At 58.6% G+C, this 15,077-nt stretch carries 17 protein-coding genes; 3 read left to right on the forward strand and 14 right to left on the reverse strand.

Features of this window, described 5'->3' with window-relative positions; all coding sequences use genetic code 11:
- Positions 1-2: 2 nt before the first annotated feature.
- The 6 genes from pheT to thrS all read right to left on the reverse strand — a co-directional run bounded on the left by pheT (position 3) and on the right by thrS (position 6,648).
- The gene (gene pheT, locus P2T68_RS25190) at positions 3-2,381 is read right to left on the reverse strand and encodes a phenylalanine--tRNA ligase subunit beta (protein ID WP_277378442.1); all 2,379 of its coding nucleotides are present in this window, start codon (positions 2,379-2,381) and stop codon (positions 3-5) included.
- A gap of 26 nt (positions 2,382-2,407) precedes the next feature.
- On the reverse strand, positions 2,408-3,424 hold the full coding sequence (pheS, locus tag P2T68_RS25195; RefSeq protein WP_024076467.1) for a phenylalanine--tRNA ligase subunit alpha: 1,017 nt from the start codon (positions 3,422-3,424) through the stop codon (positions 2,408-2,410).
- A 108-nt stretch (positions 3,425-3,532) separates the two neighbouring features.
- Complete coding sequence (rplT, locus tag P2T68_RS25200) at positions 3,533-3,889, reverse strand: 50S ribosomal protein L20 (protein WP_002553161.1); 357 nt, start codon at positions 3,887-3,889, stop codon at positions 3,533-3,535.
- A 30-nt stretch (positions 3,890-3,919) separates the two neighbouring features.
- Positions 3,920-4,114, reverse strand: coding sequence for a 50S ribosomal protein L35 (gene rpmI, locus P2T68_RS25205; protein WP_002553160.1), 195 nt, complete (start codon positions 4,112-4,114; stop codon positions 3,920-3,922).
- A gap of 60 nt (positions 4,115-4,174) precedes the next feature.
- The gene (gene infC / locus P2T68_RS25210) at positions 4,175-4,726 is read right to left on the reverse strand and encodes a translation initiation factor IF-3 (protein WP_169850653.1); all 552 of its coding nucleotides are present in this window, start codon (positions 4,724-4,726) and stop codon (positions 4,175-4,177) included.
- Positions 4,726-6,648, reverse strand: a complete 1,923-nt coding sequence (gene thrS, locus P2T68_RS25215; RefSeq protein ID WP_024076468.1) for a threonine--tRNA ligase — start codon at positions 6,646-6,648, stop codon at positions 4,726-4,728. Before thrS ends, infC begins: the two co-directional genes overlap by 1 nt.
- A gap of 365 nt (positions 6,649-7,013) precedes the next feature.
- On the opposite strand from thrS, the gene P2T68_RS25220 reads away from it, so the two are divergent.
- Both P2T68_RS25220 and P2T68_RS25225 read left to right on the forward strand, forming a co-directional pair.
- A complete protein-coding gene (locus tag P2T68_RS25220) occupies positions 7,014-7,328 on the forward strand; it encodes a hypothetical protein (RefSeq protein WP_024076469.1) in 315 nt (104 codons plus the stop codon).
- 289 nt (positions 7,329-7,617) lie between these two features.
- Positions 7,618-7,830, forward strand: coding sequence for a cold-shock protein (locus tag P2T68_RS25225; protein WP_003234260.1), 213 nt, complete (start codon positions 7,618-7,620; stop codon positions 7,828-7,830).
- A 73-nt stretch (positions 7,831-7,903) separates the two neighbouring features.
- Here the strand turns inward: P2T68_RS25225 and P2T68_RS25230 are convergent, their stop codons facing one another.
- Entirely contained in the window at positions 7,904-8,224 is a 321-nt protein-coding gene (locus tag P2T68_RS25230) for an I78 family peptidase inhibitor (RefSeq protein WP_024076470.1), read from the reverse strand.
- A 145-nt stretch (positions 8,225-8,369) separates the two neighbouring features.
- A complete protein-coding gene (locus P2T68_RS25235; protein WP_024076471.1) occupies positions 8,370-8,678 on the reverse strand; it encodes a hypothetical protein in 309 nt (102 codons plus the stop codon).
- 155 nt (positions 8,679-8,833) lie between these two features.
- Here P2T68_RS25235 and P2T68_RS25240 point away from each other — a divergent pair, with 155 nt between their 5' ends.
- Positions 8,834-9,046, forward strand: coding sequence for a hypothetical protein (locus P2T68_RS25240; protein WP_024076472.1), 213 nt, complete (start codon positions 8,834-8,836; stop codon positions 9,044-9,046).
- Positions 9,047-9,079: 33 nt separating this feature from the next.
- Here the strand turns inward: P2T68_RS25240 and P2T68_RS25245 are convergent, their stop codons facing one another.
- Genes P2T68_RS25245 through P2T68_RS25270 form a run of 6 tightly spaced genes read right to left on the reverse strand, consistent with a single transcriptional unit; the run spans position 9,080 to position 15,030 of the window.
- A complete protein-coding gene (locus tag P2T68_RS25245; RefSeq protein WP_069076654.1) occupies positions 9,080-10,108 on the reverse strand; it encodes a nucleoside hydrolase in 1,029 nt (342 codons plus the stop codon).
- A gap of 26 nt (positions 10,109-10,134) precedes the next feature.
- Positions 10,135-10,539, reverse strand: coding sequence for a D-ribose pyranase (gene rbsD / locus P2T68_RS25250; protein WP_024076474.1), 405 nt, complete (start codon positions 10,537-10,539; stop codon positions 10,135-10,137).
- Positions 10,536-11,453: a ribokinase gene (gene rbsK / locus P2T68_RS25255; RefSeq protein WP_277378444.1), complete on the reverse strand. Its 918-nt coding sequence runs from the start codon at positions 11,451-11,453 to the stop codon at positions 10,536-10,538. The genes rbsD and rbsK overlap by 4 nt, the downstream gene beginning before the upstream one ends.
- Before the next feature lie 23 nt (positions 11,454-11,476).
- A complete protein-coding gene (locus P2T68_RS25260; RefSeq protein ID WP_024076476.1) occupies positions 11,477-12,499 on the reverse strand; it encodes a LacI family DNA-binding transcriptional regulator in 1,023 nt (340 codons plus the stop codon).
- Between the two features lie 3 nt (positions 12,500-12,502).
- On the reverse strand, positions 12,503-13,480 hold the full coding sequence (locus P2T68_RS25265; RefSeq protein ID WP_069076652.1) for an ABC transporter permease: 978 nt from the start codon (positions 13,478-13,480) through the stop codon (positions 12,503-12,505).
- Positions 13,477-15,030 carry a sugar ABC transporter ATP-binding protein gene (locus tag P2T68_RS25270; protein ID WP_024076478.1) on the reverse strand — a complete coding sequence of 518 codons (1,554 nt, stop codon included), beginning with the start codon at positions 15,028-15,030 and terminating at the stop codon, positions 13,477-13,479. The genes P2T68_RS25265 and P2T68_RS25270 overlap by 4 nt, the downstream gene beginning before the upstream one ends.
- Positions 15,031-15,077: the final 47 nt, after the last annotated feature.

The raw sequence follows: 15,077 nt of genomic DNA on the forward strand, positions 1-15,077 counted from the left end.
CGTCACTTCCTTAACGTGGCGTTTAACCTTTGTTCGAGCGAGGTGAGGATATTTTGTGTCGTGGTGTTCACCTCATCGTCATTAAGAGTGCGCGATGGATGCTGCCAGGTCAAGCCAACTGCAAGGCTTTTTCTATGCGGATCAATGCCTTTACCCTGATAGACGTCAAATAGCCTGAGGTCTGTCAGCCATTCCCCTGCATTTTCACGGATTACATCCAGGACGGCAGTGGCGGCGACTTCGCGGTCGGCGATCAGGGCCAGGTCTCGACGCACTTCAGGGAAGCGCGACAGCTCGCTGAATTTAGGCATCTTGCCCGAAGCGACTTCCGCCAGGACCAACTCAAAGACGAAGACCGGACGGTCAAGGCCGAGGGTTTTCGACAGTTCCGGGTGAATGGCGCCGACGAAGCCTACCAGGCGACCTTCGCGCTCGATACGCGCGGTCTGGCCAGGGTGCAGCGCCGGGTGGTTGCCTGGAACGAAGGTGAAATCACCCAATGCACCGGCAAAACCCAATACGGCTTCCACGTCAGCCTTGACGTCGAAGAAGTCCACCGCATCACGACCTTGTGCCCAGCCTTCCGGCAGACGGCTACCGCACACTACACCGGCCAGCATCGGTTCCTGCTTCAAACCGTCCAGTTGGCCGACAAAACGCAGGCCGCTTTCGAACATGCGCACGCGATCCTGCTGACGATTCAGGTTGTGGGAAAGCGCTTTCACCAGGCCTGGCCACAGGGAAGAACGCATGGCGGCCATGTCGTTGGAAATCGGATTGGCCAACAACAACGGCTCGACACCGGGGTTGAACAGTTCGAACTGCTTCGGATCGATGAAGCTGTAGGTCACGGCTTCCTGGTAACCACGGGCAACCAGCAGACGACGCAGCTCAGGCAGGTGTGCACGCGCCTCCGCCTTGGGTTGCGGTGCCAGGCGTGCTTGCGGGTAACGAACCGGTAGACGGTTGTAGCCGTACAGGCGGGCAAGTTCTTCGATCAGGTCGACTTCCAAGCTGATATCGAAACGATGGCTTGGCACTTCAACGCGCCACTGCCCTTCCCCGCCTGCGGAAATACCCAGGCCGAGAGCCGACAGAAGTCGCTCAATCTCTGCAGCCTCAATCACCAGGCCGAGCATTTGCTCGACGCTCTTGGCGCGCAGGGTGATAGGTGCAACGGACGGCAGATGCTGTTCGCTCACGGCCTCGGTAATCGGGCCGGCTTCGCCACCGGTGATGTCCAGCAGCAGGCCAGTGGCGCGCTCCATGGCTTCACGGGCGAGCTGCCAGTCTACGCCACGCTCATAACGGTGCGACGCATCGGTATGCAGGCCATAGGAACGGGCCTTGCCAGCGATGGCGATCTGGTCGAAGAATGCGCTCTCAAGGAAGATGTCACGCGTGGTCGCGGACACGCCGCTGTGCTCACCCCCCATCACGCCAGCAATCGCCAGGGCGCGGGAATGGTCGGCGATTACCAGGGTGTCAGCGCGTAGGGTGACTTCCTGGCCGTCAAGCAATACCAGCTTCTCGCCTTCTTCTGCCATGCGCACACGGATGCCGCCATTGATTTCGGCGAGATCGAACGCGTGCAGTGGTTGGCCCAGCTCGATCATCACATAGTTGGTGATGTCGACGGCAGCGTCGATGCTGCGCACGTCAGCGCGACGCAGGCGCTCAACCATCCATAGCGGGGTGGGCTTGGACAGGTCGACGTTGCGGATCACACGGCCCAGGTAACGAGGACACGCGTTTGGCGCCAGCACCTCAATCGGGCGGACTTCGTCGTGCACCGCAGGGACGGCGGTAATCACGGGCCGGGTGACCGGGACGTCGTACAGCGCGCCCACTTCACGCGCCAGGCCCGCCAGGGACAGGCAGTCGCCACGGTTCGGGGTCAGGTCAACCTCGATGCTGGCGTCTTCCAGTTCCAAATAGGCACGAATGTCCTGGCCCACTGGCGCGTCGGCCGGCAGCTCCATCAGGCCATCGTTGCCCTCGCCTACCTGCAGTTCAGCCTGGGAGCACAGCATTCCGTTGGACTCGACACCGCGCAGCTTGGCTTTCTTGATCTTGAAGTCACCTGGCAGTTCGGCGCCGATCATGGCGAACGGGATCTTCAGGCCCGGACGCACATTGGGCGCTCCGCACACGACCTGGAAGGTTTCCGTGCCATTGCTGACCTGGCATACACGCAACTTGTCGGCGTCAGGATGCTGCTCGGTGCTCAGCACCTCGCCCACAACCACGCCACTGAATACGCCAGCAGCCGGGGTAACACTATCGACCTCAAGACCGGCCATCGACAGACGAGCAACCAGCTCGTCGCGATTTACCTGCGGGCTTACCCAGCCACGCAGCCATTGTTCACTGAATTTCATCCTGCTCTCCTAAAGATTCGTTACGACTAGCGAAATTGCGCGAGGAACCGCAAGTCGTTGTCGAAGAACAGACGCAAGTCGTTCACGCCGTAACGCAGCATGGCCAGACGCTCAACGCCCATGCCGAAGGCAAAGCCCGAGAACTCTTCCGGGTCGATCCCGGACATGCGCAGCACGTTGGGGTGAACCATGCCGCAGCCCATCACTTCCAACCAACCCGTCTGCTTGCAGACGCGGCAGCCTTTACCGCTGCACATCACACATTCCATGTCGACTTCAGCGGACGGCTCGGTGAACGGGAAGAACGATGGACGGAAACGCACCGCCAACTCTTTCTCGAAGAACACCCGCAGGAACTCTTCGATGGTGCCCTTGAGGTCGGCGAAGTTGATATCGCGATCAACCAACAGGCCTTCGACCTGGTGGAACATCGGCGAGTGGGTGATATCGGAGTCGCTGCGGTACACACGGCCTGGGCAGACGATGCGGATCGGCGGCTTCTGCGATTCCATGGTGCGGACCTGTACCGGCGAGGTATGGGTGCGCAACAGCATGTTCGCATTGAAATAGAAGGTGTCGTGCATCGACCGGGCCGGGTGATGGCCGGGGATGTTGAGCGCCTCGAAGTTGTGATAGTCGTCTTCGACCTCAGGGCCTTCGGCGATGCCGTAGCCGATGTGAGTGAAGAACTGCTCGATACGTTCCAGAGTCCGGGTAATCGGATGCAGACCGCCCGAAGCCTGGCCACGGCCAGGCAGGGTCACGTCAATGGACTCGGCGGCGAGCTTGGCCGCAAGATCGGCCTCCTCGAGCGACGCCTTGCGCGCATTGAGAACCTCTGTGACACGCTCCTTGGCAACGTTGATCAGCGCACCGACTTGCGGACGCTCTTCAGCCGGCAAATTTCCCAGGGTCTTCATCACCTGAGTCAATTCACCCTTCTTGCCAAGGTAGTGAACCCGGATTTGCTCCAGGGCATTGATATCTTCAGCGCTTTGCACAGCCTCAAGAGCTTGAGCGACGAGCGCGTCCAGGTTTTCCATGTACAGACTCCAGATACAAAATAGGGGAAGAGCTTGAAGGCTCTTCCCCTATTTAAGACGTTTAACACCTTGGGCTACAGAGTAACCCAGGGTGACTGTCGGGGGTACTTAAGCCAAGGTGGCTTTAGCTTTCTCGACAATCGCAGCAAACGCCGCTTTTTCGTTCACTGCCAGATCAGCCAGAACCTTACGGTCGATCTCGATGGACGCTTTTTTCAGGCCAGCAATGAAACGGCTGTAGGACAGACCGTTAACACGAGCACCAGCGTTGATACGAGCGATCCACAGAGCGCGGAACTGACGTTTTTTCTGACGACGGTCACGGTAGGCGTATTGGCCTGCCTTGATTACCGCTTGCTTGGCAACACGGAATACGCGTGAGCGTGCGCCGTAGTAGCCTTTAGCAAGTTTCAGAATTTTTTTGTGACGTTTACGGGCAATGACGCCACGCTTTACACGAGCCATGAGTTACTTCCTCTAGTCTTGATCCAAAAATTAACGAAGGCGCAGCATGCGCTCGACTTTTGCCACGTCAGACGGATGCAGCAAGCTGCTACCGCGCAGTTGACGCTTACGCTTGGTCGACATTTTGGTCAGGATGTGGCTCTTGAAAGCGTGCTTGTGCTTGATACCGTTAGCAGTTTTCAGAAACCGCTTAGCAGCACCACTTTTAGTCTTCATCTTTGGCATGTTCGGATACTCCGCATTCAGTTGATAAACATAATCAGAAGGCCTGCCGTGCCCTGTTGATTACTTCTTCTTTTTCGGGGCGATGACCATGATCAGCTGGCGTCCTTCCATCTTAGGATGCTGTTCGACCGAACCGTACTCGAGCAGGTCAGCTTCAACCCGCTTGAGGAGTTCCATCCCCAGCTCCTGGTGGGCCATCTCACGGCCGCGGAATCGCAAGGATACCTTGGCCCTGTCCCCATCACTCAGGAAACGTACCAGGTTGCGCAGTTTTACCTGGTAATCCCCTTCCTCCGTCCCTGGACGAAACTTGATTTCTTTTACTTGAATCTGCTTCTGGTTCTTCTTCGCCGCAGCAATCTGCTTCTTCTTTTCGAAGATCGACTTGCCGTAGTCCATCACCCGGCAAACAGGCGGGACTGCGTCGGCGGAAATTTCCACCAGGTCCAATTTGGACTCTTCAGCGATACGAAGCGCTTCATCAATCGAGACGATGCCAATCTGCTCGCCGTCAGCGCCAATTAACCGAACCTCGCGTGCCGAGATATTCTCGTTGATCGGGGCTTTCGGTGCAGCTCGTTTATCTTGTCTCATTTCACGCTTAATAATAATTACTCCGAATCTGGGCGACCACGCCGGGAAACCGCTTGCGCGAGGAACTCAGCGAACTGGGCGACGGGCATCGAGCCCAGGTCAGCACCTTCACGAGTACGCACAGCGACAGTCTGCATCTCGACTTCCCGATCTCCGATAACCAAAAGATAGGGAACCTTGAGCAAAGTATGCTCGCGGATTTTAAAGCCGATCTTTTCATTTCTCAAGTCGGACTTGGCACGAAATCCGCTTTCGTTGAGAGTTTTTTCAACTTCAGCGGCAAAATCTGCCTGTTTATCAGTGATATTCATGATCACTGCCTGGGTCGGAGCCAGCCACGCGGGGAACGCACCCTCGTAGTGCTCGATCAGGATCCCGACGAACCGTTCGAACGAGCCAAGGATCGCCCGGTGCAACATGACCGGGTGTTTACGGCTGTTGTCTTCGGAGACGTATTCGGCTCCCAGACGGATCGGCAGGTTAAAATCGAGCTGCAAGGTACCACATTGCCAGACACGGCCAAGGCAATCTTTCAGCGAGAACTCGATTTTAGGCCCGTAGAACGCGCCCTCACCCGGTTGAAGATCGTACGCAAGGCCCGCGCTGTCTAGCGCAGCGGCGAGTGCCGCTTCGGCGCGGTCCCATAGCTCGTCGGAACCGACGCGCTTTTCCGGACGAGTGGACAGCTTCATTTCGACTTCGGTAAAACCGAAATCGCGATAAACGTCCATGGTCAGCTTGATAAATGCAGCGGACTCCGCCTGCATCTGTTCTTCGGTGCAGAAGATGTGTGCGTCGTCCTGGGTGAAGCCGCGTACGCGCATGATGCCGTGCAATGCACCCGATGGCTCGTTACGGTGGCAGGCACCGAACTCGGCCAGGCGCATCGGCAACTCGCGGTAGCTCTTCAAGCCCTGGTTGAACACCTGCACGTGGCAAGGGCAGTTCATCGGCTTGATGGCGTAGTCGCGGTTTTCCGACTGGGTGGTGAACATATTGTCGGCGTAGTTGGCCCAGTGCCCGGATTTCTCCCACAGGCTACGGTCAACAACCTGAGGAGTCTTGATCTCCAGGTAGCCGTTCTCACGCTGCACCTTGCGCATGTACTGTTCAAGCACCTGGTACAGGGTCCAGCCGTTCGGGTGCCAGAACACCATGCCCGGGGCTTCTTCCTGGAGGTGAAACAGGTTCAGACGCTTGCCGATCTTGCGGTGGTCGCGTTTCTCGGCTTCTTCGATGCGCTGGATGTAGGCCGCCAGCTGCTTCTTGTCAGCCCAGGCGGTGCCGTAGATCCGCTGCAGTTGCTCGTTCTTGGCATCGCCGCGCCAGTAGGCACCGGACAGCTTGGTCAGCTTGAACGACTTGAGGAAACGCGTATTCGGTACGTGCGGGCCACGGCACATGTCGACGTATTCTTCATGGTAATACAGGCCCATGGCCTGTTCGTCCGGCATGTCTTCTACCAGGCGCAGCTTGTAGTCTTCGCCACGCGCAGTAAACACGTCGATCACTTCGGCGCGCGGGGTGACTTTCTTGATGACGTCGTAATCTTTTTCGATCAGCGCGTGCATGCGCTGTTCGATGGCGGCCAGGTCGTCCGGCGTAAAAGGACGCTCGTAGGCGATGTCGTAATAGAAACCTTCGTCAATGACCGGGCCGATCACCATTTTCGCGGTGGGGTACAACTGCTTGACCGCGTGGCCAATCAGGTGCGCGCAAGAGTGACGAATGATCTCCAGCCCCTCTTGATCCTTGGGCGTGATGATCTGCAGGCTGGCGTCGGAGGTAATCAGGTCGCTGGCGTCGACCAGCTTGCCGTCGACCTTGCCGGCCACGGTGGCCTTGGCCAGGCCGGCACCAATGGATGCGGCGACCTCGGCGACGGAAACCGAATGATCGAATGAACGTTGACTGCCATCGGGAAGAGTAATAGTTGGCATGGCGCCTCCTCTCCTAGTGGTGACCCCTACCAAAGGTCACGTGGGTTGGGATGAGCCAGTACAAGATCCAACACCAGGCCGTTCAGCAACGAACGCCTGCCTTACAGCGGCAGGAGCCTTTCGGCAAACCGATAATCGAACCAGAGTGACTGGAGTGAACAAAAGGAACATGGCAAGGCGGCAAATGGCGCGCCCGGGAATAGCCAGGTGGCTGATGCTAGCACAGATGAACGGTCATCGCGCCGGCGCCATCCGACGTAAAGACAAATTCCAGCCTTTATAGCGGTAAAAGTGAACTTGAGCTGTACGCGACGCCTCAAACCCACTGAGAATCGCTGTTCGTCCTCGACCCAAAGGAGCATCCCATGATGCGTTTTACCTCGACCCTCGCTCTCGCCGCTACCCTGAGCCTCCTTTCCCTCGGCGCACAAGCAGCTGCGCCTTCCAACTGGCCAGCCGGTGCCCGTGACAGCTTCGTTAAAGACTGCACCTCTGCCGCCAGCCAAAATGTGGACGTCAAAACCGCCAAAGAACATTGCGAATGTGGCGCGAACAAAATCAACGCCGAATTGAGCACGGCCGAGATCAAAGAGCTGATGACCAACCAGAACGCCAGCCCGGACCTTAAAAACAAGGCGGTCGCGGCTATTTCGTCCTGCAAGGTCGTGAAGAAAAAGTAATATTCACCCCTGATCAGACGGCCGTTTTGCTGGAAAAACACCTCGAAAACTGCCATTTCTCACAAATTACGCAGCTTTTACGGCTTTTTTTACCAGCTTATATTTCGCACAAAAGCCCCGTAGATCGGGGCTTTCAGCCGATTCAGGTAGTAAACGCAACGCTATTGACTCGCAAACAATGCCTTGGGGGGGCTCCCAAGTCGAACATTTCGACTATGATAGCCCGGTGTGCCCAGTTGGCCTGAGCAGCACAGCACTACTGAAAATATATGTTTCTTGGAGATACACCATGTCTAATCGCCAAACCGGCACCGTTAAATGGTTCAACGATGAAAAAGGCTTCGGCTTCATCACTCCTCAAGGTGGCGGTGACGACCTGTTCGTACACTTCAAAGCTATCGAAAGCGACGGTTTCAAAAGCCTGAAAGAAGGCCAAACCGTTTCCTTCGTGGCTGAGAAAGGCCAAAAGGGTATGCAAGCTGCACAGGTTCGCGGCGAGTAATTCTCCGCTGAGCTAAAAAAACCCCGTCCATGTGACGGGGTTTTTTATGGGTGGCGCAAAAACCCGGAGGCTGTCAGCCGCAATTGACCCGCGTGATCACCAGGTTGTCGTCGGTGTTCAGGTTCAGGCGGTCGGAGCGGTATTCCAGGGTGATCATATCGTTGGGCTTGAGGATCCGTGCATTCTGCGCACCGGCACGGGCGCGCGCCTGCTCCAGCAGTTGGGGCGAGGCTTTCTGGCCAATCGCGAACTCGGCGGCCTTCGACTCACAGCGGCTATGGCCGGTGTCGGCCGTGGCGGCGTCTTTGGCTGGCTCAGAGGCACCTGGGGTGCTGCAACCCGCCAACGCGAGTGCTGCCAACAAAGTACCGAATGATGCGAGCTTCCAAGGCATGAAGCCTCCTAATGATAAAAAATGAACAGAGATCGTGCGACAGCCGTCAGACGGATTGGTTTCAAGACGTAAATCGCCTGCGGGCAAGTCTGCCTGACTCAGAGCGGGCATTCGCCCGGCCAATCGTGACCAGATATGAACGTACTCAGTAGATATCAATGTAGTCAAACCGTGGCGTCGGCCAGTTCTCCTTCAGCGCATTGAAAATCTGCATGACCCAGACTTCGTCGCTGGCCGCCACATTGCCTACATACCCAGAGCCCTTGGCCCACGTTTCCAGACGAAACAGCAACCCATCAATATCAACGCCACCCACCGCTTTGCCCGATGAGATATAGGCGATACCGCTCTTGGTCACGCGCAACTGGGTATGTTCATCGTCGCTGGCACTGGCGATCAATTGGCGCACGGCCACCAGCGTCAGGCTTTCGGGGTTATTCAAATCGATCTGCACCTGGTGTCCCCGGCAGTTAGACAGGCGACCAGTGTCGCACAGCCACCCCCTCATGCCTAAGTAGCAGTGCCAAACCCTGCGCAAAATGGTTAACTGCGCCCGCAAGAACCGAGTTTCAGCGCACTGCCCAGCACTTTTCAGATCGTGAGCCGCCCATGAGTACCGTAACCCTTCAAGCCGATATCAAAGCCAAATGGCACCAAGGACAGAGCTCCTACAGCCCCGGAAGCCCGGAAGAATTGGCGATCATTGGCATCGACCTGCTGGTCAAGGAACTCGGCACCCAAGCCGCACAGGCATTCATCGGCCAGATATTCGAGAAATACCCGACCGATTACCGGGGTGCACACGACCCCGAGCGCGATTAAGAACCGGCCGGCGAGCGCCAACCGGCAACTGCATTACTTCAGGCGTGCCAAGCGCTCGGTCAACAGATCGAAGAAGCCCTGGGCATCGCCGTTCTCAACCCAGAACACATTCTTTTCCTGCTTCAGGCCGTCATACCAGTCGACGATGGTCTGGCCGAAGGTCGGTCCTTCGCGACTGTCCACCACCATATTGGCCTGACGCCCACTGAACAGAGAGGGCTTGAGCAGGTAGGCAATCACGGTAGCGTCGTGCACTGGGCCACCTGGGATGCCGTAGTGCTCCATGTCACCCTTGACGTATTCATTGAGAATATCGCCGACGACCTTGCTCGCGTTGTTCTTGATGTCCGCGATCTTTTTCAGGCGCGCCTCGCTGGTCAGCACCTTGTGGGTCACGTCCAGCGGCAGGTAGGTCAGCTTGACGCCACTCTTGAGCACGATCTCGGCCGCTATCGGGTCGGCGAACAGGTTGAACTCAGCCACCGGCGTGATATTGCCGCCATTGAAGTGCGCGCCGCCCATTACCACCACTTCCTTGATGCCTTGGGTAATTTCAGGAGCCTGGGTCAATGCCAGCGCCAGGTTGGTCTGTGGGCCGAGCATGGCGATGGTGATGCTGTGGGGCTTGGCGGTGCTGAGGGTCTTGATCAGGTAGTCGACAGCATTGCCTTCGGCCAGGCCTTTTTTCGGCTCATGCACCGTCACACCGGAAATGCCTTCCTTGCCATGGATATTCTCGGCATAGATAGGCGTACGCAGCAGCGGTTTTGGCGCACCGGCGTACACCGGGATGTCCTCACGCCCTGCCCACTCGCGGGCCAGGCGCGCATTGCGCGATGTCTTGTCCAGGCGCACGTTACCTGCGACGGTGGTCAGCGCGCGAATATTCAACTCCTCTGGGGAAGCCATGGCAAACAGCAAGGCCACCACGTCGTCAGCGCCCGGGTCGGTGTCGATGATCAGGTCGATTTTTTCCGCCGCTTGGGCGCTTGCTGCAGTGAGTGCGGACAAAAGCAGGACACTCCGGAACAGATTTCTCAGGTTGGGAAGACTACGTTGCATGGAACACTCCTTGTCGTTGGGAAACGCTAGAACGTGACGCCGGACACCAGCGCGATATTGCAATAAGGCTGGCACTCACCGGTGCGAACAATGGCGCGCGCGTTACGGCTGAGCTGCTTGAACGCTTCATGGCTGACCAGGCGACGCTCGCCGAGATGGGCCTGTGCGTTCAGACTGTTCAGCTCAGTCAGCGCCGGTGGCTGCTTAAGCAGGATTTCTTCGGCCAGCACATGGCTTTCCACCTGCATTTCACTGAGCACGATGCGCAAGGTACTGATGAAATCGGGAATGCCCTGGGTCAGCGCCAGGTCGATCAACTCGACACCCGGCGGTACTGGCAGACCAGCATCGCCGATGACCAGAATATCGCCGTGCCCCAGGGAGGCGATCACGCGCGACAGAGCAATATTGAGCAGGGGTGTCTTTTTCATGAGGGCACAAAACCTTGTACGTCGTGCAGCGTAGGGATGGAAGGCTGGGCGCCGTCACGGGTCACCGACAGCGCCGCCGCCACTTGGCCGAATCGAATAGCCTCGGCTTCGCTCTTGCCGCTGGCCAATGCCGCGGCAAAGCCACCCACAAAAGTATCACCGGCCGCCGTGGTATCCACCGCCTTGACCTTGGGCGCCACCAGGTGTTCAAAGCCATGACCATCGGCGAACAATGCGCCCTGGGCACCAAGTGTAATGATGACTTTACCCGCGCCCGCCTTGATCAATTCGGTCGCAGCCAGCCTGGCGCTGTCGAGGGAGTCGACCGCCACACCGCTCAGCGCGGTCGCCTCGCTTTCATTGGGAATCAGGTAGTCGATCGAGGCATACCACTCGGTCGGCAAAGGACCGCTGACCGGCGCAGGGTTAAGAATAACCGTCTTACCCAGCTCACGACCGCGCTTGAGCGCATGCCCCACAGTCTCCATTGGCACTTCAAGCTGGCAGACGATCACATCGGCGGCCTGCAGCACCGCGTCAGACGCCTGCAATGAAGCCGGCGTGAGTTCACCGTTACTGCCCGCGACGATCACAATGGCGTTCTGGCTGCTGTCATCTACGACAATCAGCGCCACGCCGCTGGAGCCGGCAACGGTGCTCACAGCCCCGCAATCGATGCCTTCCACCCGCAGCGCATCGCGCAGCTGGCTGCCGTAGGCATCAGTGCCGACACAACCGATCATCGCAACCTCGGCCCCCAACCGCGCCGAAGCCACGGCCTGGTTGGCGCCCTTGCCGCCGGGAACGGTGGAAAACGATTGGCCGATCAAGGTTTCACCGGCACGGGGCAAGCGACTGGCACGGGTCACCAGGTCCATGTTCAAGCTGCCTACTACCACTACTTTTGCTGGCATACATCAATACTCATCAATTCGGTTCAGCGGTATTGGGCGAACACACCGGCAATTGGCGCCGTCGACTCACGCAACACGATGCTCGGCGTCACGATGCGTTGATCGATCGGCAGTTGGGGTGTCGCAATCCGTCGCAGTAAAAGTTCGGCAGCCGTCTCGCCCAGTTGCACGATCGATTGCCCGACCGTGGTCAGCGCCGGGTAGACGTAACGGCCCATTTGAATATCGTCGAAACCAATCACCGACAGCTCGCCGGGCACGCGGAGATTACGTTCAGCCGCCGCGCGCAGCACACCAAAGCCGATCATGTCGTTGCTGGCGAAGATTGCGCTGGGCGGGTTTTCTGCCAATAACTGCACAGCCGCAGCATAACCACCGGTACTGGTGAAGTCGCTTTCCCGGGTGCGATCAGCCGCCACCTCCACACCCGCCTCGCGCAGCGCACGGTGATACCCCGCCAGGCGCATCTGCGCCACGCGGGTATGGACTGGGCCGCCAATACAGGCGATGTCCCGGTGACCCAGTTCAAGCAAGTGCCGGGTGGCCAGGTAAGCGCCCTCCTCGTGGTCGATACGCACCAGGTCAACGTCAATGCCGTCCAATGCCCGGTCGACGATGACCATGGGCGTGCGCACCGCGCTCAAACCCGCGGCGAGGCCGCTGTCGTCACCGCCCACGGAGGTCACGATCAAGCCATCGACACGTTTTTCCAGCAACACCCGCAGGTAGCTGCGTTGCTTTTCAGCATTGTCGTCGGAATTACACAGGATCACGCAATAGCCATTGCGCTCGCAGTAATCCTCGATGCCTCGGGCCAGCTCGGCAAAATACGGGTTGAGGCTGTTGGGTACCAGCAGGCCAATAGTCGCCGTGGTCTTGGCCTTGAGCGAGCGCGCGACGGCGCTGGGCACGTAGTCCAACTGCTTGATCGCGGCTTCCACCTTGATGCGTACCGGCTCGCTGACCGGACGCGTCTTGTTCACCACATGGGACACGGTGGTGTAGGAAATACCGGCAAGCGCTGCCACATCCTTGATCGTTGCCATGGCTCAGCCTCGCCGACTGGCGCGTTGGCTGCGGTAGGTATCGAGGACCACGGCAATCACGATCACAGCACCGGTGATGATGCGCTTGGTGGGCTCCGTGGCACCGATCTGCGCCAAGCCAGCGGCCAGCACCGAAATAATCAACACACCAAAGAACGTACTGATGACCGAGCCGCGCCCACCCATCAAGCTGGTGCCGCCGATCACCACCGCAGCGATCACTTGCAGTTCCAGGCCGGAACCGGCGTTCGGGTCTGCCGCTTCCAGGCGTGATATCTGGAACAACGCCGCCACGCCAGCCAGCAGGCCCATGAGGCTGAACACCAGGATCTTGTAGGGCTTGGGATTGATCCCTGCCAGGCGCACGGCTTCCTCGTTGGTGCCGATGCCGATCAGGTAACGACCAAACACGGTACGGGTCAACACCAGTTGGGCAACGATGATCACCAGCAAGGCGATGATAAATGACGGCGAAATGCCGAAGGCAATCGGGTTGGACAACCAGGCGAAGGAATCACCGATATAGGCGGTGCGCGAGCCGGTCATCTGGTACGCCACACCGCGTGCCATTTCCAGTACGCCAAGGGACACGATGAACGACGGAATGCGCCAGGCCACCGTGATCGAACCCGTAATCGTGCCTGCCAATGCGGCGCAGCCCATGCCGAGCAAGGCTGCCGGCAACACGCTCCAGCCCCAGCCAAGAATCGCCACGCTGACGGCCGATGCCGCCAGTGCCAGCACCGAGCCCACTGACAGGTCGATACCGCCGATAATCAGGATGAAGGTCATGCCCACCGCCAGCACCATCAGGTCTGGAATCTGGTTGGCCAGGGTGCTGAAGGTGTCGTAGGACAGGAAGTGATCACTGAGCACCGAAAACAGCGCAATCATCGCCAGCAACGCACCTGCCAGCCCCAGGTAGGTGCCCAGGCCGTAGAAGTTGCCAGCTGCTTTACCGGGGGAAGTTGTTGTTTTCATGGGGTATCCCTAAGCGCGGCGTCATTGAGCAGCGCATCACGTTTCTGATAGCCGGCAAACGCGGCGGCGAGCAATTCGTCCTGGGTCCAGCTGTCACGTTCGAAGGTCTCGATCAGGCGCCCGGCGGACAGCACGCCGATGCGGTCGCAGATCAGCATCAGCTCACGCAGGTCACTGGACACCACCACCAGCGCTTTACCCTGGCGAGTCAACTCGCCGAGCAAGGCATAAATATCGAACTTGGCCCCCACATCGATACCGCGGGTCGGCTCATCGAACAGCATCACCGAGCAGTCGCGCTCCAGCCAGCGGCCTATTACCACCTTTTGCTGGTTGCCGCCGGAGAGCTCGGACACCAACTGCGCCGGGCTGGAACTGCGGATGCGCATGGCATCGATCTGGCGCTTGGCCAAGGCGGTTTCATCGCGGCGATTCACTACACCGCCGCCAGAAATTTCCGGCATGTTGCCCAAGGCAATATTGGCGCTGATGGACTGGGTCAGCAGCAGGCCTTCGCCCTTACGGTCTTCGGTGATCAGGGCAATGCCGTGGCCTACCGCGTCCACAGGTGAACGAATGCTGACAACCTGGGCTGGGGAGCCCAGCGCCACGGTGCCGCTGTCGGCGAGGTCGGCACCGAAAATGAGGCGTAGCAACTCGGTACGACCAGCGCCGATCAGGCCGGAGATGCCATAGATCTCGCCAGCACGCACTTCAAAGGACACATCACGAACCTTGTCCGAACGCGTCAGGTTTTTCACCGTCAAGGCGGGACCGCCGATTGTCCGCGGGCCCAGATCGATGTGCTCGCCGAGCTCGCGACCGACCATCAAGGTGACCAGTTGCTCACTGTTGTAATTGGCCATCGGCTCGACACAGACCAACTTGCCGTCGCGCAGTACCGCAATGCGCTGGGCTACACGGGCCAACTCTTCGAGCCGGTGCGAAATATAAATGATCGCCACGCCCCGGGCCTGCAGGCGAGTGATTTGTTCAAACAGCATCTCGACTTCACGGGCGGTCAGCATGGCCGTAGGTTCGTCGAGGATCAGCACATGGCAGTCGCCGATCAGGTTGCGCGCGATTTCGACCATTTGTTGATGGCCGATGCCCAGGCTGCCAACCAAGGTGTCAGGGTCGATTGCATCCAGGCCGACCTGAGCCATGGCGTCGATCGCGGCTTTACGCAGTTGCTTGCGGCTGATCCAGCCACAGTGGCTGGGCAGGTTGTCCAGGAACAGGTTTTCGGCCACGGTCAGCGTTGGCAGCAGGTTGAGTTCCTGCATGACCATACGTACGCCCAACCCTTCGGCCTGGGTGCGACTGCCTGGACGGAAGTCCTCGCCATTGAACTGCATATGCCCGGTGGTCGGTGTGACCAAACCGCCGATGATCTTCGACAAGGTACTTTTGCCTGCGCCATTTTCACCGGTCAACGCCAGCACTTCCCCGCGATTAAGCGTCAGGGTGATGTCGGACAGAACCGGTTGGGCATAGGTCTTGCCGATACCGCTGACCGAGAGGACAGCGTTCGGGGCGGAAGATGACATAGGAAAATCTCCAGGCGCCCGCTCAGGACGAGCGGACGCTGTTGGTG

The organism is Pseudomonas sp. G11 (assembly GCF_029457515.1).
Lineage (GTDB): Bacteria > Pseudomonadota > Gammaproteobacteria > Pseudomonadales > Pseudomonadaceae > Aquipseudomonas > Aquipseudomonas gorinensis.

What these genes read in the sequence shown, in the direction of transcription:
- pheT (WP_277378442.1), bottom strand. Translation starts at nt 2,381, where the DNA reads ATGAAATTCAGTGAACAATGGCTGCGTGGCTGGGTAAGCCCGCAGGTA.
- pheS (WP_024076467.1), bottom strand. Translation starts at nt 3,424, where the DNA reads ATGGAAAACCTGGACGCGCTCGTCGCTCAAGCTCTTGAGGCTGTGCAA.
- rplT (WP_002553161.1), bottom strand. Translation starts at nt 3,889, where the DNA reads ATGGCTCGTGTAAAGCGTGGCGTCATTGCCCGTAAACGTCACAAAAAA.
- rpmI (WP_002553160.1), bottom strand. Translation starts at nt 4,114, where the DNA reads ATGCCAAAGATGAAGACTAAAAGTGGTGCTGCTAAGCGGTTTCTGAAA.
- thrS (WP_024076468.1), bottom strand. Translation starts at nt 6,648, where the DNA reads ATGCCAACTATTACTCTTCCCGATGGCAGTCAACGTTCATTCGATCAT.
- P2T68_RS25220 (WP_024076469.1), top strand. Translation starts at nt 7,014, where the DNA reads ATGATGCGTTTTACCTCGACCCTCGCTCTCGCCGCTACCCTGAGCCTC.
- P2T68_RS25225 (WP_003234260.1), top strand. Translation starts at nt 7,618, where the DNA reads ATGTCTAATCGCCAAACCGGCACCGTTAAATGGTTCAACGATGAAAAA.
- P2T68_RS25230 (WP_024076470.1), bottom strand. Translation starts at nt 8,224, where the DNA reads ATGCCTTGGAAGCTCGCATCATTCGGTACTTTGTTGGCAGCACTCGCG.
- P2T68_RS25240 (WP_024076472.1), top strand. Translation starts at nt 8,834, where the DNA reads ATGAGTACCGTAACCCTTCAAGCCGATATCAAAGCCAAATGGCACCAA.
- P2T68_RS25245 (WP_069076654.1), bottom strand. Translation starts at nt 10,108, where the DNA reads ATGCAACGTAGTCTTCCCAACCTGAGAAATCTGTTCCGGAGTGTCCTG.
- rbsD (WP_024076474.1), bottom strand. Translation starts at nt 10,539, where the DNA reads ATGAAAAAGACACCCCTGCTCAATATTGCTCTGTCGCGCGTGATCGCC.
- rbsK (WP_277378444.1), bottom strand. Translation starts at nt 11,453, where the DNA reads ATGCCAGCAAAAGTAGTGGTAGTAGGCAGCTTGAACATGGACCTGGTG.
- P2T68_RS25260 (WP_024076476.1), bottom strand. Translation starts at nt 12,499, where the DNA reads ATGGCAACGATCAAGGATGTGGCAGCGCTTGCCGGTATTTCCTACACC.
- P2T68_RS25265 (WP_069076652.1), bottom strand. Translation starts at nt 13,480, where the DNA reads ATGAAAACAACAACTTCCCCCGGTAAAGCAGCTGGCAACTTCTACGGC.
- P2T68_RS25270 (WP_024076478.1), bottom strand. Translation starts at nt 15,030, where the DNA reads ATGTCATCTTCCGCCCCGAACGCTGTCCTCTCGGTCAGCGGTATCGGC.